The organism is Streptomyces sp. NBC_01381 (assembly GCF_026340305.1).
Taxonomy (GTDB): Bacteria; Actinomycetota; Actinomycetes; order Streptomycetales; family Streptomycetaceae; genus Streptomyces.
This window is the reverse complement of sequence record NZ_JAPEPI010000001.1, coordinates 1,031,189-1,050,420: the sequence shown is the minus strand read 5'-3', so window position 1 is coordinate 1,050,420 and position 19,232 is coordinate 1,031,189. Positions and strand designations below refer to the sequence as shown.

Sequence of the window (19,232 nt, the reverse complement as noted above, 5' to 3'; positions counted from 1 at the left end):
CGCAGAGGCAGGCTGTTGAGATGCGGGATCCGCTGACCGTCCTCACGGACGCCTTCACGTCCTTCCTCTTCGGGAAGGTCGAGACGACCAGGCTTCCGGTCCGTACGTCGACGGGGCAGGCCCAGGCGGTCTACCTGCCGACGGCCGCGCCGGGCCTCGGCGACTCGGGCGTGATCATCGGGCGCGAGGTGTACTCCGGCAAGGGCTACATCTACGACCCCTTCCAGCTGTACGGGCAGCAGCTGCCGGCGCCGCACTGGCTGGTGCTCGGCGAGTCCGGCAACGGCAAGTCGGCCCTGGAGAAGACGTACGTACTGCGGCAGTTGCGCTTCAAGGACCGGCAGGTCGTCGTCCTGGACGCGCAGGGCGAGGACGGCGTCGGCGAATGGAACCTCATCGCCCAGGAGCTGGGGATAACTCCCATCCGGCTCGACCCGACGGCCGCCCTGGACATGGGGATCCGGCTGAACCCCCTCGACCCGGCGATCACGACGACCGGTCAGCTCGCGCTGCTCCGGACGATCATCGAGGTCGCGATGGGTCACGGGCTCGACGAGCGATCGGGCTTCGCGCTGAAGGTCGCGCACGCGTACGTGAACGAGACGATCGTCGAGCGGCAGCCGGTCCTGACGGACATCGTGGAACAGCTTCGCCACCCGGAGCCGGAGTCCGCGGAAGCGATGAACGTCGCCATAGACGACGTACGGGCCTGGGGTCTGGACGTGGCGCTGGTCCTTGACCGCCTTGTCGACGGTGACCTTCGCGGCATGTTCGACGGCCCGACGACGGTCGGCATCGATCTGGACGCGCCGCTCATCGTCTTCGACCTCTCCCACATCGACCGGAACTCGATCGCGATGCCGATCCTGATGGCGATCGTGGGCGTCTGGCTGGAGCACACGTGGATCCGCCCGGACAGGAAGAAGCGCATCTTCCTGGTCGAGGAGGCGTGGCACATCATCAACTCGCCCTTCGTCGCCCAGCTGTTCCAGCGCCTGCTGAAGTTCGGCCGACGGCTCGGTCTCTCCTTCGTGGCGGTCGTCCACCACTTGTCCGACGTGGTCGACGGGGCGGCGGCCAAGGAAGCGGCCGCGATCCTGAAGATGGCGTCCACGAGGACGATCTACGCCCAGAAGGCGGACGAGGCGAGAGCGACGGGGCGGGTGCTCGGGCTGCCCCGGTGGGCGGTGGAGATCATCCCCACGCTCACTCCCGGCATCGCGGTGTGGGACGTGAACGGCAATGTCCAAGTGGTCAAGCACCTGATCACGGAGACGGAACGGCCGCTGGTCTTCACCGACCGGGCCATGACGGAATCCTCGGCGGACCTCACGGATCTCCCGGACGACGATCCGCTGCGGGCCGCCGAACTGGAGGCGGAGGAGCGGGCGGCGTACATGGAGCAGCAGATGAACGATCCCTCGTCGTCGCGTTCCGGGGTGGCGTGAGCGATGCCGTACCGGGACCGGGAGTACCGGGACTCTGAGGCCGAGTACCGGGAGCGGGGCGGCCGCCGCGAGTCGCGCGAGCGCGGCATCCCCGACGGCCTGCTGGTCGGCGGCCTGGCCTTCGTCCTCGGCATGACGGTGCTCACCTGGTCGGCGACGGGCCTCGCGGGCTGGTTCACGCAGGGCTCCTGGCCGCGTGCAGTGACGTTCGGTCGTACGCCGCCGGCCATGCGGCACCTGATCCAGCAGCCCCACGACGTGGCGGGAGCATGGCCGCAGACCCCGGCCGACCAGCTTTCGGGCTACGGCCTCTTCTGGGGCCTGCTGATCGGCCAGCTGATGGTGCTGGTGGTCTTGACGATCTTCGTGATGGGTACGTTCACGCGGTGGCGGGCGGTGCGGAGGGCGCGGCGGATGCCGGTTGCTCAGGCGGCCGCTGCTCAGGCTGCTGCCGCTCCCGCTGTGGGCAGGCGTACAGCCGCCGACGAGAAATCGGCCGCCCCTGCTGTGGGCAGGCGTTCCGCAGGGCGGAACGGGTGGGCACAGCCCACACCGCCGGGCACCGATGACACGGGCGTCGAGCAGGACTCGGGGGACGGCGCCACACCGCCGGGCACCGATGAACAGGGCGTCGAGCAGGACACCGGGGACGGCACTTCACCCCCGAGCACCGAGACCCCGTCAGTCCCCAGCCCCCGTACCCCCCTGGTACTCGGCCCTCAAGAGACCCGCAGACCCCTGGCAGTACAGGCCATCCGGGACGCCGAAGCCGCAGCCCTGGTCATCACCTCGGACCCCACCCTCTGGGAAGAGACAAAAGACGCCCGAGCCAAGCTCGGCCCCGTCCTCGTCTACGACCCCACCCACCTCTGCGACACCCCCGCAAGACTCCACTGGTCCCCGACCAGAAACTGCGAGGACAAAGCAACGGCGGCCCACCGAGCCACCGCCCTGCTGGCCGCCATAAGGCCGAGCGCCAAGCTGGACACAGCCGTCGCAGACACCGCGGAAACCCTCCTCCGCAGCTTCCTGCACGCCGCCGCGGTGGACAACCGCCCCATCAAGCACGTCCACCGCTGGTCCCAGGGCACGCAAGTGCAAGAGGCGGTACGGATCCTCCGTACGCACCAGAAGGCCGCATCCGGCTCCGCCGGCGAACTGGAGGCGGCGCTCACGGCGTACCCCGAACGCCGCGACATGGCCCAGGAGTTGACCGCCCGAGCCCTCTCCGCCCTCTTCACGGTCAACATCCGCGAAGCCTGCACCCCAAACCGAACTGATGCCCTCACGCTGGATTCCTTCGTGGATGAAGGGGGCACGCTTTTCGTGGTGGGTGAAGCAATCGAAGACCCCAAGTCACCCAAGGGACCTGGCGCGATGCCGCTTCTCACGGCACTCGCCGCAAGCGTGGTCGAGCACGGCCGGCGCATGGCCGAACGGTCATCCTCCGGTCGGCTCGACCCACCAATGACGCTGGTCCTCGACGATGTCGCCGCGGTGGCCCCGCTGCCCCAGCTGCCGGACCTGCTCGCGAACGGCGCCGACCAAGGCCTCCCGACCCTGGCCCTGCTCCGCTCACAGGAACAGGGCAGATCCCGCTGGCCGGACCGCGAACTGCCGGGCACCTCCTAGGAGCTCCCCCTCAGGGTCACCGTCGTACCCGGGTACTACCCGCCGCCGCCACTTCCCGCCCCCGGTCCGACGATCCGCGCTCCCGCGAGCGCCAGCATCGTAACCATGATTAGGGCATACGGACTGACCAAACGCTACGGCGACAAGACCGTCGTCGACGACCTCGGGTTCGAGGTCCTTCCGGGCACCGTCACCGGCTTCCTCGGCCCCAACGGGGCGGGCAAGTCCACCACCATGCGGATGCTCCTCGGCCTCGACGCACCGACCCGCGGCCGCTCCACCATCGGCGACCGCGCCTACGCCACGCACCCCGCGCCCCTGCACGAAGTCGGCGCGCTGCTCGAAGCCCGCTCCGTCCACCCGGGCCGCTCCGCGTACAACCACCTCATGGCGCTCGCCCACACCCACTCCATCCCCAAGAGCCGCGTCGACGCCGTCCTCGACCTGGCCGGCATCCACGACGTCGCCCGCAGGCGCGTCAAGGGCTTCTCCCTCGGCATGGGGCAGCGCCTGGGCATCGCGGCCGCCCTGCTCGGCGACCCGGCCACCGTCATCCTCGACGAGCCCGTCAACGGCCTCGACCCCGAGGGCGTCCTGTGGATCCGCAACCTCCTCAAGTCCCTTGCCGCAGAGGGCCGTACGGTCCTCGTCTCCTCGCACCTCATGAGCGAGATGGCGCTGACCGCCGAGCACCTGATCATCATCGGCCGGGGCAGGCTCCTCGCCGACACCACCGTCGAGCGCTTCGTACGCGAGTCCGGCACCGGCGCCGTGAAGGTCGTGACCCCCGAGGCGGGCGTCCTGAGCGAGCTGCTCGCGGGGCCGGGTGTGGAGATCACCGTGGACACCCCCGGCACCCTCGACGTGCGCGGCACGGACGCCGAGCACATCGGCCGCACCGCCGCCACACACGGCATCCCCCTCTTCGAACTCACCCCGCACACCGCCTCGTTGGAGCAGGCATTCATGGACCTCACCCGGGACTCGGTCGAGTACATCGCCTCCACACCCCTCCCCCAGCGAGAAGGAGCAGCGGCATGAGCACCCTCCAGCACCCCGCGAACGCCGCGTCCCCCGCGCCCTACCGCCTCACCACCAAGGGCGTGCTGCGCTCCGAGTGGCACAAACTGTGGACGCTCCGCTCCACCTGGATCACCCTGCTCACGGCAACCGCCCTGGTGCTCGCCGTCGGCATCACGATGGGCGCCACCTACGACGGGGACGACGCCGAGATCGACACGGTCGTCTTCACCCTCTTCGGCACCCAGCTCTCCCAGATCTGCCTCGCCGTCCTCGGCATCCTCGTCACCGCGGGCGAGTACTCGACCGGCATGATCCGCGCGTCGCTCACCGCGGTCCCGCACCGCCTGCCCGTCCTGTGGTCCAAGGCCGGCATCTTCACGGCCATCGCCTTCACGGTGTGCCTCGTGACCAACGTCGTCACGTTCCTCACCGCCCAGATCTGGCTCTCCGGCAGCGACAAGGAACTCTCCCTCACGGACGACGGCGTCCTTGGCGCCCTCGCGACCAGCGCCGCGGCCATCACCCTCCTGAGCCTCATCGCGCTCGGCCTCGGCGCCCTGCTCCGCTCGGTGCCCGGTGCGATCGGCGCGTTCGTCGGCGCGGTCCTCATCCTGCCCGAGGTCCTTGCGATGCTGCCCTTCGGCGCCGTGGACACCGCCATCAGGTACTTCCCCGCCCAGGCGGCGAGCTCGCTCGGCTCGGTGACCCGGGTGGAGAACACCATCGCCCCGGGCACGGCCCTGTTCACCCTCGCCCTGTGGGCGGCCGTGATCATCGCGGCGGCGTCGGCACTCCTCAAGCGTCGCGACGTATGACGTCCCCATGAGGCTACGCATAAAGAACCTCTGTACGACGAGTCTCTGTACGAGGATGAGGCCGTGACCGAGCCGCTGCCCATCACCCAGTTCCTCCAGCGCTGGACCCAGCGGGTGCGCGCCTTCGACAGGCGCCGCCCGCTCGTCTGGGACCTGCTGGTCACCGGCTTCTTCCTGGTCGCCGCCCTCGTCGACGCCAACGGCGGCTGGCGCAACATCGCGCCCAACACGGACGTACCCGGCTGGCTGATCTTCCTGATGAGCGTGGGCCTCTCGGTCCCGCTGCTGTGGCGCCGCCGCCACCCCATGACGGTCCTCGCGGTCATGACGGCGACGGGCGTGGTCAGCAGCTGGAGCGGCGCCATGCTCCAGGCCGCCCTCATCCAGATGATCGTCCTGTTCAACGTCGCGATGCGGCTGCCCCTGAAGACACTCGGCTGGGCGGGCCTCATGATGACGGTCCCCCTCGTCGTCGGCACCATCCGCTACCCGGAGGGCAGTTGGGACCAGCAGATCATCCCGAACGTATGGGCGTACGCCCTCATCGCGCTCTTCGGCATCGCGGTGCGCTCCCGCCAGGACTACACCGAGGCCCTCGTCCAACGCGCCCGCCAGCTCGAGGTCGAGCGCGACCAGCAGGCCCAGCTCGCCACGGCCGCCGAACGCACCCGCATCGCCCGCGAGATGCACGACATCATCGGCCACAACCTCTCCGTCATCACCGGCCTCGCGGACGGCGGTTCGTACGCCGCCGCCAAGTCCCCCGAACGCGCCGCCCAGGCCCTCGAAGCCATCGGCACCACAAGCCGCCAGGCCCTCTCCGAACTCCGCCGCCTCCTCGACGTCCTGCGCGACGAGGCCCCCGCCACGGCCGAGCGCTCTCCACAGCCCGCCCTGACCGACCTGGACCAACTCATCGACGGCGTACGGGCCGCGGGCCTCCCCGTCCGCAGCACGGTCCGCGGCCGCCCGGACTCGGTCCCCGCGGGCCGCCAGCTCACCCTCTACCGCGTGGTCCAGGAAGCCCTGACGAACACCCTCAAGCACGGGGGCCCGGACGCCACGGCGACCGTGGACGTCAGCTACACCGCGGACGGCGTGACGGTCGACGTCACGGACACCGGGATCGGCGGCGGCGTCGGCGTCGGGGTCGGAAAGCCCCCCGGCAGCGGCCGCGGGCTGACCGGAATGCGTGAGCGAACTTCCCTGTACGACGGCACACTTGAGGCCGGACCACTCCCCCATCCACCCGGCGGCTGGCGGGTCCACCTCCATCTCCCCAAGGACAGTGAGACGACAACGTGACGACCGTGCTCATCGTCGACGACCAGCCCATGCAGCGCTTCGGCTTCCGCATGCTCCTGGAGAGCCAGGACGACATGACGGTGGCGGGCGAGGCCGGCAACGGCAGCGAGGCGATCCGCATGACGGCCGAGCTCCACCCGGACGTCGTCCTGATGGACATCCGCATGCCCGGCCTCGACGGCATCGAGGCCACGCGCCGCATCGTCGCTTCGGGCGACCGCACCCGCGTACTGATCCTCACGACGTTCGACCTGGACGAGTACGCCTACGAAGGCCTGCGCGCCGGCGCCTCCGGCTTCCTCATCAAGGACGCCCTGCCCGAGGAACTCCTCTCCGGAATCCGCGCGGTCGCATCGGGCGACGCGGTGGTCGCCCCGAGCCTGACCCGCCGCCTCCTCGACACGTACGCGGGCCATCTCCCGACGGCCGGCTCGGCCCCCGCCGATCCATCTGCACACCCACGCCTGACCTCTCTCACGGACCGCGAACGCGAGATCCTGACGGTCATCGGCCAGGGCTGGACGAATGCGGAGATCTCGACGCGGCTGCACCTCGCGGAATCCACGGTGAAGACGCACGTGGGCCGCATTCTCGCCAAGACGGGGGCGAGGGACAGGGTGCAGGCGGTAATTCTGGCGTACGACACGAAATTGGTGAGGCCGTCGTAAGGCCTTAAGGCCTTTGTGGCCTGAACGCAGAAAACCCCCGCACCGTATCCCGGTGCGGGGGTTTCCCATTCAAAAATAGTTCGGCGGCGTCCTACTCTCCCACAGGGTCCCCCCTGCAGTACCATCGGCGCTGTGAGGCTTAGCTTCCGGGTTCGGAATGTAACCGGGCGTTTCCCTCACGCTATGACCACCGAAACACTATGAAACTGTCAACCGCACCACACCCGGTGGCCCCGGGCATGGGGTTGTTCGTGGTTTCAGAACCAACACAGTGGACGCGAGCAACTGAGGACAAGCCCTCGGCCTATTAGTACCAGTCACCTCCACCCGTTACCGGGCTTCCAGATCTGGCCTATCAACCCAGTCGTCTACTGGGAGCCTTAACCCCTCAAAGGGGGTGGGAATACTCATCTCGAAGCAGGCTTCCCGCTTAGATGCTTTCAGCGGTTATCCTTTCCGAACGTAGCCAACCAGCCATGCCCTTGGCAGGACAACTGGCACACCAGAGGTTCGTCCGTCCCGGTCCTCTCGTACTAGGGACAGCCCTTCTCAATATTCCTACGCGCACAGAGGATAGGGACCGAACTGTCTCACGACGTTCTAAACCCAGCTCGCGTACCGCTTTAATGGGCGAACAGCCCAACCCTTGGGACCGACTCCAGCCCCAGGATGCGACGAGCCGACATCGAGGTGCCAAACCATCCCGTCGATATGGACTCTTGGGGAAGATCAGCCTGTTATCCCCGGGGTACCTTTTATCCGTTGAGCGACGGCGCTTCCACAAGCCACCGCCGGATCACTAGTCCCGACTTTCGTCCCTGCTCGACCCGTCGGTCTCACAGTCAAGCTCCCTTGTGCACTTACACTCAACACCTGATTACCAACCAGGCTGAGGGAACCTTTGGGCGCCTCCGTTACTCTTTGGGAGGCAACCGCCCCAGTTAAACTACCCATCAGACACTGTCCCTGATCCGGATCACGGACCGAGGTTAGACATCCAGCACGACCAGAGTGGTATTTCAACGGCGACTCCACGAACACTGGCGTGCCCGCTTCAAAGTCTCCCACCTATCCTACACAAGCCGAACCGAACACCAATATCAAACTGTAGTAAAGGTCCCGGGGTCTTTCCGTCCTTCTGCGCGAAACGAGCATCTTTACTCGTAGTGCAATTTCACCGGGCCTATGGTTGAGACAGTCGAGAAGTCGTTACGCCATTCGTGCAGGTCGGAACTTACCCGACAAGGAATTTCGCTACCTTAGGATGGTTATAGTTACCACCGCCGTTTACTGGCGCTTAAGTTCTCAGCTTCGCCCGACCGAAGTCGGACTAACCGGTCCCCTTAACGTTCCAGCACCGGGCAGGCGTCAGTCCGTATACATCGCCTTACGGCTTCGCACGGACCTGTGTTTTTAGTAAACAGTCGCTTCTCGCTGGTCTCTGCGGCCACCCCCAGCTCACGGAGTAAATCCGATCACCAGTGATGGCCCCCCTTCTCCCGAAGTTACGGGGGCATTTTGCCGAGTTCCTTAACCATAGTTCACCCGAACGCCTCGGTATTCTCTACCTGACCACCTGAGTCGGTTTAGGGTACGGGCCGCCATGAAACTCGCTAGAGGCTTTTCTCGACAGCATAGGATCATCCACTTCACCACAATCGGCTCGGCATCAGGTCTCACCCTCAAGTCATCCGGATTTACCTAGATGACGGGCTACACCCTTACCCCGGGACAACCACCGCCCGGGCTGGACTACCTTCCTGCGTCACCCCATCACTCACCTACTACAAGTCTGGTCCGTCGGCTCCACCACTTCCCTTTGCCCGAAGGCTCCAGGACGGCTTCACGGACTTAGCATCGCCTGATTCAATGTTTGACGCTTCACAGCGGGTACCGGAATATCAACCGGTTATCCATCGACTACGCCTGTCGGCCTCGCCTTAGGTCCCGACTTACCCTGGGCAGATCAGCTTGACCCAGGAACCCTTAGTCAATCGGCGCACACGTTTCTCACGTATGTATCGCTACTCATGCCTGCATTCTCACTCGTGAACCGTCCACCACTAGCTTCCGCTGCAGCTTCACCCGGCACACGACGCTCCCCTACCCATCCCAGCCCCCGTTGGGGGTATCTGCTGGAATGACACGACTTCGGCGGTACGCTTGAGCCCCGCTACATTGTCGGCGCGGAATCACTTGACCAGTGAGCTATTACGCACTCTTTCAAGGGTGGCTGCTTCTAAGCCAACCTCCTGGTTGTCTCTGCGACTCCACATCCTTTCCCACTTAGCGTACGCTTAGGGGCCTTAGTCGATGCTCTGGGCTGTTTCCCTCTCGACCATGGAGCTTATCCCCCACAGTCTCACTGCCGTGCTCTCACTTACCGGCATTCGGAGTTTGGCTAAGGTCAGTAACCCGGTAGGGCCCATCGCCTATCCAGTGCTCTACCTCCGGCAAGAAACACACGACGCTGCACCTAAATGCATTTCGGGGAGAACCAGCTATCACGGAGTTTGATTGGCCTTTCACCCCTAACCACAGGTCATCCCCCAGGTTTTCAACCCTGGTGGGTTCGGTCCTCCACGACCTCTTACAGCCGCTTCAACCTGCCCATGGCTAGATCACTCCGCTTCGGGTCTTGAGCGCGCTACTGAATCGCCCTATTCGGACTCGCTTTCGCTACGGCTTCCCCACACGGGTTAACCTCGCAACGCACCGCAAACTCGCAGGCTCATTCTTCAAAAGGCACGCAGTCACGACGCATTGAGTAAACTCAATGCGCGACGCTCCCACGGCTTGTAGGCACACGGTTTCAGGTACTATTTCACTCCGCTCCCGCGGTACTTTTCACCATTCCCTCACGGTACTATCCGCTATCGGTCACCAGGGAATATTTAGGCTTAACGGGTGGTCCCGCCAGATTCACACGGGATTTCTCGGGCCCCGTGCTACTTGGGTGTCTCTCAAACGAGCCGCTGATGTTTCGACTACGGGGGTCTTACCCTCTACGCCGGACCTTTCGCATGTCCTTCGCCTACATCAACGGTTTCTGACTCGTCTCACAGCCGGCAGACTGTGAAAGAGAGATCCCACAACCCCGCACACGCAACCCCTGCCGGGTATCACACGTATACGGTTTGGCCTCATCCAGTTTCGCTCGCCACTACTCCCGGAATCACGGTTGTTTTCTCTTCCTGCGGGTACTGAGATGTTTCACTTCCCCGCGTTCCCTCCACACTGCCTATGTGTTCAGCAGCGGGTGACAGCCCATGACGACTGCCGGGTTTCCCCATTCGGAAACCCCCGGATCAAAGCCTGGTTGACGACTCCCCGGGGACTATCGTGGCCTCCCACGTCCTTCATCGGTTCCTGGTGCCAAGGCATCCACCGTGCGCCCTTAAAAACTTGGCCACAGATGCTCGCGTCCACTGTGCAGTTCTCAAACAACGACCAACCACCCATCACACACTGCATTCACAGTGCTTCACTGGGGTCGGCATCGAAGGCAGCCGAAAACCCGGCCGTACCTTCAGATACCCAACAGCGTGCCCGACCCGATCCATCAACATTCACGTTCCACGCCGAAGCAGTACTAGTGAAGCCAACCGACCGTGCCGAGTAGTCAACGTTCCACCCATGAGCTAACCACCGTCGAACATTTGCCGACGTAATGGCTCTTGGACCACCAAGCAAGCCTGGCAGTCTAGATGCTCCTTAGAAAGGAGGTGATCCAGCCGCACCTTCCGGTACGGCTACCTTGTTACGACTTCGTCCCAATCGCCAGTCCCACCTTCGACAGCTCCCTCCCACAAGGGGTTGGGCCACCGGCTTCGGGTGTTACCGACTTTCGTGACGTGACGGGCGGTGTGTACAAGGCCCGGGAACGTATTCACCGCAGCAATGCTGATCTGCGATTACTAGCAACTCCGACTTCATGGGGTCGAGTTGCAGACCCCAATCCGAACTGAGACAGGCTTTTTGAGATTCGCTCCGCCTCGCGGCTTCGCAGCTCATTGTACCTGCCATTGTAGCACGTGTGCAGCCCAAGACATAAGGGGCATGATGACTTGACGTCGTCCCCACCTTCCTCCGAGTTGACCCCGGCAGTCTCCTGTGAGTCCCCATCACCCCGAAGGGCATGCTGGCAACACAGAACAAGGGTTGCGCTCGTTGCGGGACTTAACCCAACATCTCACGACACGAGCTGACGACAGCCATGCACCACCTGTATACCGACCACAAGGGGGGCACCATCTCTGATGCTTTCCGGTATATGTCAAGCCTTGGTAAGGTTCTTCGCGTTGCGTCGAATTAAGCCACATGCTCCGCTGCTTGTGCGGGCCCCCGTCAATTCCTTTGAGTTTTAGCCTTGCGGCCGTACTCCCCAGGCGGGGAACTTAATGCGTTAGCTGCGGCACCGACGACGTGGAATGTCGCCAACACCTAGTTCCCACCGTTTACGGCGTGGACTACCAGGGTATCTAATCCTGTTCGCTCCCCACGCTTTCGCTCCTCAGCGTCAGTAATGGCCCAGAGATCCGCCTTCGCCACCGGTGTTCCTCCTGATATCTGCGCATTTCACCGCTACACCAGGAATTCCGATCTCCCCTACCACACTCTAGCCTGCCCGTATCGACTGCAGACCCGGGGTTAAGCCCCGGGCTTTCACAACCGACGTGACAAGCCGCCTACGAGCTCTTTACGCCCAATAATTCCGGACAACGCTTGCGCCCTACGTATTACCGCGGCTGCTGGCACGTAGTTAGCCGGCGCTTCTTCTGCAGGTACCGTCACTTTCGCTTCTTCCCTGCTGAAAGAGGTTTACAACCCGAAGGCCGTCATCCCTCACGCGGCGTCGCTGCATCAGGCTTTCGCCCATTGTGCAATATTCCCCACTGCTGCCTCCCGTAGGAGTCTGGGCCGTGTCTCAGTCCCAGTGTGGCCGGTCGCCCTCTCAGGCCGGCTACCCGTCGTCGCCTTGGTGAGCTTCTACCTCACCAACAAGCTGATAGGCCGCGGGCTCATCCTGCACCGCCGGAGCTTTCAATCCCCTCCCATGCGAGAGGGGATGTCATCCGGTATTAGACCCCGTTTCCAGGGCTTGTCCCAGAGTGCAGGGCAGATTGCCCACGTGTTACTCACCCGTTCGCCACTAATCCACCCCGAAGGGCTTCATCGTTCGACTTGCATGTGTTAAGCACGCCGCCAGCGTTCGTCCTGAGCCAGGATCAAACTCTCCGTGAATGTTTACCCGTAATCGGGTGCGCATCCGCGTTGAGCGGAACAAAGGGGAGGAATAATCCCCTCGTTCACAGCGTCCTCGCTGATGTTGCCACCCCAAGGGGTGGACTTTTCAAAGGAACCGCGTCCGACCATGACGGCCGAGACGGGGTTGTCAATCTGGCGTTGACTTTTGGCACGCTGTTGAGTTCTCAAGGAACGGACGCTTCCTTTGTACTCACCCTCTCGGGCTTTCCTCCGGGCGCTTCCCTTCGGTGTTTCTGTTCTTCGTTCTTGCGTTTCCGACTCTATCAGACTCTTTCGTGTCCGATTTCCTCGGTGCCTTTCAGGTTTCCGCTCCGGCCTCTCGGCCTTTCGCGTTTCCCTTTCCGGCGGTTCCGACTCTATCAGATCCTTTCGGGCCTGATTCCCAGTCAGCGGGGTTTGTCTTCCCGGCTGTTGGGCCGTTCCGACGTCTCAAACTCTAGCGGGTTTTCCCGGCGACTCATAATCGAGCCTTGGAAATGAATTCGGGCACGCCGAATTCGCTCCCGGTGGGATGTCGTGCAGAGTTTGGTTTGCCGCGTCTCAGCGGCGGGAGTTGCTGTCGCAGAACCGTTACGGCTCCGTGGCAACCCGAAGAACTTTACGGATCGGCCGGGTGACTGTCAAACCCCGAGGTGGGGCGCTCAGCCCAGGTCGGTGAGGCGGCCGCCGGCGTCCGGCTGGGCGTCCTCGACCCTGCGCAGGAGGCGGGTCAGTACTTCCCCGAGGGCGCCCCGCTCCTTGGGGGACAGGTCCTGGAGGAGGTCCTCCTCGAAGACCGTGGCGAGGCGCATGGCTTCCAGCCACTTCTCGCGGCCCTCCGCGGTGAGCTCCACGATCACGCGTACGCGGTTGGACTCGTCGCGATCCCGGGTGACCAGGCCCTCCGCCACCATCCGGTCGATGCGGTGGGTCATGGCGGCCGGCGTGAGGCCGAGGCGCTTGGCCAGTTCGCCGGGGCCCATTTGGTACGGGGCGCCGGAGAGGACGAGGGCCTTGAGGACCTCCCACTCGGCGTTGCTGATGCCGAGGGTCGCGGTCTGCCGCCCGTAGGCGACGTTCATACGGCGGTTGAGGCGGCCGAGGGCCGAGACGATCTCCTCGACCTGGGGGTCGAGGTCCTGAAACTCCCGCTGGTAGGCGGCGATCTGCTCGTCGAGAGTCGGCTCACTGGGGCCGGGAGTGTCACCCATGGCCGCAGTATGGCACGGGCCCGCTTGGCGTTGAAGTCCTTCCATGTGTATTGTTTAGGTTCTAACTTTAGCTTCGAAGTCTTCACGTCTAACTCCTAAGGTGGGTGAAAGTGACCAGGGCGATGGGCGCAGCGATGCGTCGCATTCAGGCAGGCAGCGCGCTGAGCGCGTTCGGTGTCGGGTTCACGGTTCCGTTCCTCTACGTCTATGTGGCGCAGGTGCGGGGTCTGGGGTCCGGTGCGGCGGGCATCGTGCTCGCCGCGTTCGCCATGGCCGCGCTGATCGTCCTGCCCATCACCGGCCGCGTCATCGACCGCCGCGGCCCCCTCCCCGTACTCGTCGGAGCGGCGCTGGTCGCCTCGGTGGGGGCCCTCGCCCTCGGCTTCGCGAACAGTGAGGCGACCGCGATCGTCTCGGCGGCCCTCCTCGGCGCGGGCACCGCGGTGATGCAGCCCGCGCTCGCCACGATGATCGTCTGGTGCTCGACGCCGAGCACTCGCACGCGTGCCTTCGCGATGCAGTTCTTCCTGCAGAACCTGGGCCTGGGCATCGGCGGGCTCATCGGCGGCCAGATCGTCGACGAGCACCGGGCGAGCAGCTTCACTCTGCTGTTCTCCATCGAGGCCGTGATGTTCCTGGTGCTCGCCGCGATCGCGGTCACCGTGCGGCTGCCGCACTCGCCGGCGCTCCAGGGCACGCTGCCGAAGGACGCTCCGCGGGGCGGGCTGCGGGCGCTGCTCAAGCACAAGGCGATGGTGCAGCTGTGCGTGCTCGGCTTCGTGCTCTTCTTCGCCTGCTACGGACAGTTCGAGTCGGGGCTCTCCGCGTACGGCGTGGAGGCGGCCGGGATCTCGCCGTCGACGCTCGGCATCGCGCTCGCCGCCAACACGGCCGTGATCGTCATCGCGCAGTTCGCCGTCCTGAAGTTCGTCGAGCGCCGCAAGCGGTCCCGGGTGATCGCCGCCGTCGGTCTCATCTGGGCCGTCGCGTGGATCGCGGCCGGGTACGCCGGCCTCGGGCACGGCAGCCAGGCCATGGCGACCGCCGCGTTCATCTCCACGTACGCGCTCTTCGGGCTCGGTGAGGCGATGCTGTCGCCGACCGTCGCGCCGCTGGTCGCCGATCTGGCGCCGGCCGGCATGGTCGGTCAGTACAACTCGGCCTTCGCCCTGGTGAAGCAGCTGGCGCTCGCGGTCGGTCCTGCCGTGGGCGGGCCGATGGGGGCCTCGCTGCACGGGCCGTACATCGTGACGTTCCTGCTGTTCTCGCTCGGTATCAGCGTCCTTGCGATCCGGCTCGGCCGGCAGCTCACGCCGGTGCAGAACCAGCCGTCCCTCGCGAAGAGCCGGGTGGTCGCCCAGGGCGCCCCCGAGCCCGTACCGGCCGCTTCTTCTTAAGAAGTCCGCTTAAGAAGTCAGCGCGGCAGGGCGAATTCGCACCAGACCGCCTTGCCGCCGCCCGGAGTTCGCCGCGAGCCCCAGTTCGAGGCGATCGTCGCGACGATCGCGATGCCTCGGCCCGCCTCGTCCGCGGGCTCCGCGCGGCGGCGCCTGGGCAGGTGGTCGTCGCCGTCCGTGACCTCGATGATCAGGCGGCGGTCCGTGCGGCGCAGGCGAAGGCGCATGGGCGGTGTGCCGTGCTGGAGGGAGTTGGCGACCAGTTCGCTGGCCGCGAGGACTCCCAGGTCGTGCAGTTCCGGCGGGAAGCGCCAGCTGGCGAGGACGCCGGTGGCGAAGGCACGCGCACGTGGCGCCGCTTCCACGCCGCCGAGCAGCTCCAGGGCTGCGTTCCGGAACAGTTCGGCGTCCAGGCCCGTGCGTGCCGGGTGCTGGAGGACAAGGACCGCGACGTCGTCGTCGTGGTCGGCCGTCACCCCCAGGGCGCGGATCAGGCGGTCGCAGACCACCTGGGGTGTGCCGGTGGCGCCGGCGAGGGCCCGCTCCAGGGCGGCGACTCCCTCGTCGATGTCCTCGCTGCGTCGCTCGACCAGGCCGTCCGTGTAGAGGACGGCGGTCGAGCCGGGGCCGAGCGGGACGGAGCCCGATGTGTGCAGCCAGCCGCCGGTGCCCAGCGGCGGTCCCGTGGGTTCTTCCGCGCGGTGGATCGTGCCGCTCTCGTCCCGTACGAGGATCGGCAGATGCCCGGCGGACGCGTAGACGAGGCTGCCCTCGTTCGGGTCGTGCACGGCGTAGACCATCGTTGCGATCTGGCTGGCGTCGATCTCGGCGGCGAGCCCGTCCAGGAGCTGCAGGACCTCGTGCGGTGGCAGGTCGAGGCGGGCGTAGGCGCGCACGGCCGTGCGGAGCTGGCCCATGACGGCCGCCGCGCGGACGCCGCGGCCCATGACGTCGCCGATGACCAGGGCGGTGCGGCCGCCGCCGAGGGTGATCACGTCGTACCAGTCGCCGCCGACCGCGGCCTCCGTGCCGCCCGGTTGGTACGTGGCGGCGATGCGCAGGTCGTCGGGCTGCTCCAACTCCTGGGGCAGCAGCGAGCGCTGAAGGGTGACGGCCGTCTCGCGCTGGGTGCGCTCGCTGGCGCGCAGCCGCTCGGCGGCCTCCGCGTGGTCGGTGACGTCGGCGGCGAAGACGAGTACGCCGCCGTCCTTGAGGGCGTCTACGGGGGTGCACGTGAAGGTGTAGGAGCGGCCGCTGGGCGCCTTGCGGGACTTCACGGTGCGTGGCTTGGAGCTGCGCAGGACCTGGTCGAGGAGCGGCAGCAGGCCGAGCTCCTCCAGCTCGGGCAGCGCCTCGCGGGCCGGTTCGCCGACTGGGCGCTCCCCGAAGGCGGAGGTGTAGGCGTCGTTGACGTACGCGATGCGGTGGTCGGGGCCATGCACCAGGGCGACGAGGGCCGGGATGTGGTCGAGCACCTCGCGGGTCGGCAGTTCGTCGACGCCGCCGGTGGGCGTGGGTGACGGGCCGTCCGGGCCGTCCGGGCCGTCCGTGCGGCCCTCGGCGCGGGCCGCAGGGACGGAGCTTTCGGCTCGTGCCGGGGAGAGCCCCAGGTCGGTCCGCGCTGCGGCGCGGCGCTGCGTTCCGGGGAGCCGGGCGCTCCAGCGCGTGAAGTTCACTGCGGTAGGCCTCGTGATGTCGCTTCTGGATCGGGCGGGGATTTCCGGCGGTCCTGGCCCGCCCATGGTCACACGAACAGTCTGGCCGACCGGACTGACATCCGTCAGACGCCGGCGGCGCGCGCGGAGTTCCGGCCTCCGGTCAGGAGGACTCCTTCGGGCTTCTGCCCCCGGCCGCGAGTTCGAACTCCGCACGCGGGTGCTCGAGCGACCCCAGGGAGACGATCTCCCGTTTGAACAGGCCGGACAGGGTCCACTCGGCGAGGACCCGGGACTTGCGGTTGACGGTGGGCACCCGGCTCAGGTGGTAGACGCGGTGCATGAACCAGGCAGGGTAGCCCTTCAACTTCCGTCCGTAGACATGTGCGACGCCTTTGTGCAGTCCCAGGGAGGCCACGGAGCCCACGTATTTGTGCGTGTACTCCTTGAGGGGCTGTTTGCGCAGGGACGCGGCGATGTTGTCGCCGAGCGTCCTGGCCTGGCGTACGGCGTGCTGGGCGTTGGGGGCGCACTCCTTGCCGGGCTCGTCGGCGGTGACATCGGGGACGGCTGCCGCGTCTCCCGCGCCCCACGCGTGCGTGGCGCCGTCCACGGTCAGCTGGGCAGTGCAGTTCAGGCGGCCGCGTTCGTTCAGCGGCAGGCCGGTCGCGGCGAGCACCGGGTGCGGTTTGACGCCCGCGGTCCACACCAGCGTGCGGGTGGGGAAGCGCGCGCCGTCGCTCAGCACGGCGACCCGGTCCTCGCAGGAGTCGAGTCGGGTCTCCAGGCGTACGTCGATGTTGCGGCGCCGCAGCTCACGGACGGTGTACTTGCCCATCTCCTCGCCGACCTCGGGCAGGATCCGCCCGGAGGCCTCGACGAGGATCCACTTCATGTCCTCGGCCTTGACGTTGTGGTAGTACCGCGCGGCGTAACGGGCCATGTCCTCCAGCTCGCCGAGCGCCTCCACGCCCGCGTACCCGCCTCCTACGAAGACGAAGGTGAGGGCGGCGTCGCGGACCGCGGGGTCGCGTGTCGACGAGGCGATGTCCATCTGTTCGATGACGTGGTTGCGCAGGCCGATCGCCTCTTCGACGGTCTTGAAGCCGATGCCGTGGTCGGCGAGGCCGGGGACGGGCAGGGTGCGCGAGACGGAGCCGGGGGCCAGGACCAGTTCGTCGTACGTGATGTCGACGGGCCCCTCTCCCTCATCCTTGGTGGCCAGGGTCGTGAAGGAGGCGCACCGCTTGGCGTGGTCGATCGCCGTGACCTCGCCGATGACGATCCGGCACTTGTCCAGGACGCGGCGCAGTGGGACGACGACGTGCCGCGGCGAGATGGAGCCCGCGGCGGCTTCGGGCAGGAACGGCTGATAGGTCATATACGGCTCGGGCGTCACCACCACGATCTCCGCTTCGCCCCGCTTCAGCTCCGGCTTCAGCTTCCGCTGGAGGCGCAGCGCGGTGTACATGCCGACGTAGCCGCCGCCCACAACGAGAATGCGCACAGGTTCCTTCACCATCCCATGACGCACCCAGCTCTGGCGTTTGTCCACAGGCTCGGCAATTTGTGTGACCGGCCGCGATGCGCGACGCGCCGTCGGGGCTTTGCCGGGGCGATCGACAGGAGTGCAGGTCAGCGGGTGGGAGAGGGGTGAGGCACAGGGGTGCAATCGGGTCGGAATCGGTGCGTACTCCGATCGGGGGGCGCTCCGTGCGGAACCCACCTCTTCTGAATTGACTCTGGCTCAACTATGTTCGTGTGTCGTCGGGGTGTCGGGGGATGCGCTCGTCGGGTCCGGTTCAACGGGACCCGGGAACTGGGCTCGCTCCTCACACTTCGGTAGTCAATGACGGGGAGTGTCTCCGGGGGGAGACGTCATTACCGGGGGAACGCGTATGCATATGCAGGAATCTCACTGGACTTCTACGACGGCGACGGCACCGGCCATCGCCACCAGCGGGAACGGACGCGACATGGGGGACGGACCGCGTACGACGCCGCTGCGTGTGGACGCACAGCGCAATCTCGAGCATGTCCTTCGCGCGGCGCGCGAGGTGTTCGGCGAGCTGGGGTACGGCGCCCCGATGGAGGACGTCGCGCGGCGCGCGCGGGTCGGTGTCGGGACGGTGTACCGGCGGTTCCCGAGCAAGGACGTACTGGTCAGGCGGATAGCCGAGGAGGAGACCGCCCGGCTGACCGACCAGGCGCGTGCCGCGCTCGGTCAGGAGGACGAGCCGTGGTCGGCGCTCTCGCGCTTCCTGCGGACGTCCGTCGCGTCGGGCGCGGGCCGGCTGCTCCCGCCGCAGGTGCTGCGGGTGGGTGTCGCCGACGAAGTCGCCGGTGGTGTGCGGGAGGACGAGGCGCGGGTGCCGCAGCAGCGGCAGTCGGCGCCGGGCGGTCCCGAGCTGCGGCTCGTCGAGCAGCGCTCGGCGCCCGCGGAGGAGTCACTGCCGGACGATCCGGGGGCGGTGGCGCTGCTTGACGTCGTCGGGCGTCTGGTGGAGCGGGCGCGTACGGCGGGCGAGCTGCGCGCCGATGTGACCGTCTCCGACGTGCTCCTGGTGATAGCCACGGCGGCGCCCTCGCTGCCGGACGCGGCGCAGCAGGCGGCGGCCTCCTCACGGCTCCTGGACATCCTGCTCGAAGGGCTGCGGTCGCGCCCCACGGCGTGATTCACCCGAGGGAGGGCTCAACTCCGTTTAAACACAAGGATGTTGAGCCTTCCCAAAAGGGTGAACCGTAGTGCTCGATCGCGCGAAGTCACCTCGGACGGGTGGTTGACGGTCATCGCCATCCACCGGAACGCGACCGTGTGGCACTCTTTCCGG

At 66.3% G+C, this 19,232-nt stretch carries 11 protein-coding genes and 3 rRNA genes; 8 read left to right on the top strand and 6 right to left on the bottom strand.

Annotation, left to right across the window (positions count from 1 at the left end; genetic code table 11):
• Window positions 1-20 precede the first annotated feature (20 nt).
• The 6 genes from OG453_RS05055 (at window position 21) to OG453_RS05030 (ending at window position 6,891) form a co-directional block, all read left to right on the top strand.
• Window positions 21-1,448, top strand: a complete 1,428-nt coding sequence (locus tag OG453_RS05055) for an ATP-binding protein (RefSeq protein ID WP_266864866.1) — start codon at window positions 21-23, stop codon at window positions 1,446-1,448.
• Window positions 1,449-1,451: 3 nt separating this feature from the next.
• A complete protein-coding gene (locus OG453_RS05050) occupies window positions 1,452-3,080 on the top strand; it encodes a type VI secretion protein (RefSeq protein ID WP_266864864.1) in 1,629 nt (542 codons plus the stop codon).
• A 105-nt stretch (window positions 3,081-3,185) separates the two neighbouring features.
• Window positions 3,186-4,121, top strand: coding sequence for an ATP-binding cassette domain-containing protein (locus OG453_RS05045; protein ID WP_266864862.1), 936 nt, complete (start codon window positions 3,186-3,188; stop codon window positions 4,119-4,121).
• Window positions 4,118-4,918: an ABC transporter permease gene (locus tag OG453_RS05040; protein ID WP_266864860.1), complete on the top strand. Its 801-nt coding sequence runs from the start codon at window positions 4,118-4,120 to the stop codon at window positions 4,916-4,918. Before OG453_RS05045 ends, OG453_RS05040 begins: the two co-directional genes overlap by 4 nt.
• Window positions 4,919-4,981: 63 nt before the next feature.
• Window positions 4,982-6,223 (top strand): histidine kinase, encoded by a 1,242-nt coding sequence (locus tag OG453_RS05035; protein WP_323178606.1) that lies wholly within the window; start codon window positions 4,982-4,984, stop codon window positions 6,221-6,223.
• Window positions 6,220-6,891, top strand: coding sequence for a response regulator transcription factor (locus OG453_RS05030; RefSeq protein WP_266864858.1), 672 nt, complete (start codon window positions 6,220-6,222; stop codon window positions 6,889-6,891). Before OG453_RS05035 ends, OG453_RS05030 begins: the two co-directional genes overlap by 4 nt.
• A 78-nt stretch (window positions 6,892-6,969) precedes the next feature.
• On the opposite strand, the gene rrf is transcribed toward OG453_RS05030, so the two are convergent.
• The 4 genes from rrf to OG453_RS05010 all read right to left on the bottom strand — a co-directional run bounded on the left by rrf (window position 6,970) and on the right by OG453_RS05010 (window position 13,349).
• A 5S ribosomal RNA gene (rrf, locus tag OG453_RS05025) occupies window positions 6,970-7,086 on the bottom strand.
• Between the two features lie 92 nt (window positions 7,087-7,178).
• A 23S ribosomal RNA gene (locus OG453_RS05020) occupies window positions 7,179-10,302 on the bottom strand.
• Window positions 10,303-10,609: 307 nt separating this feature from the next.
• A 16S ribosomal RNA gene (locus OG453_RS05015) occupies window positions 10,610-12,135 on the bottom strand.
• Together the 16S, 23S and 5S rRNA genes form the textbook arrangement of a ribosomal RNA operon.
• A 665-nt stretch (window positions 12,136-12,800) precedes the next feature.
• Window positions 12,801-13,349, bottom strand: a complete 549-nt coding sequence (locus tag OG453_RS05010; RefSeq protein WP_266864856.1) for a MarR family winged helix-turn-helix transcriptional regulator — start codon at window positions 13,347-13,349, stop codon at window positions 12,801-12,803.
• A 122-nt stretch (window positions 13,350-13,471) separates the two neighbouring features.
• Between OG453_RS05010 and OG453_RS05005 the strand changes: the two genes are divergently transcribed.
• The gene (locus OG453_RS05005; protein ID WP_266869711.1) at window positions 13,472-14,746 is read left to right on the top strand and encodes an MFS transporter; all 1,275 of its coding nucleotides are present in this window, start codon (window positions 13,472-13,474) and stop codon (window positions 14,744-14,746) included.
• A 17-nt stretch (window positions 14,747-14,763) separates the two neighbouring features.
• On the opposite strand, the gene OG453_RS05000 is transcribed toward OG453_RS05005, so the two are convergent.
• Together OG453_RS05000 and OG453_RS04995 are read right to left on the bottom strand one after the other, a co-directional pair.
• Window positions 14,764-16,422, bottom strand: coding sequence for a SpoIIE family protein phosphatase (locus tag OG453_RS05000; protein ID WP_266864854.1), 1,659 nt, complete (start codon window positions 16,420-16,422; stop codon window positions 14,764-14,766).
• A gap of 142 nt (window positions 16,423-16,564) precedes the next feature.
• Window positions 16,565-17,923: an NAD(P)/FAD-dependent oxidoreductase gene (locus OG453_RS04995; protein ID WP_266864853.1), complete on the bottom strand. Its 1,359-nt coding sequence runs from the start codon at window positions 17,921-17,923 to the stop codon at window positions 16,565-16,567.
• Between the two features lie 376 nt (window positions 17,924-18,299).
• Here OG453_RS04995 and OG453_RS04990 point away from each other — a divergent pair, with 376 nt between their 5' ends.
• On the top strand, window positions 18,300-19,076 hold the full coding sequence (locus tag OG453_RS04990) for a TetR/AcrR family transcriptional regulator (protein ID WP_266864851.1): 777 nt from the start codon (window positions 18,300-18,302) through the stop codon (window positions 19,074-19,076).
• Window positions 19,077-19,232: the final 156 nt, after the last annotated feature.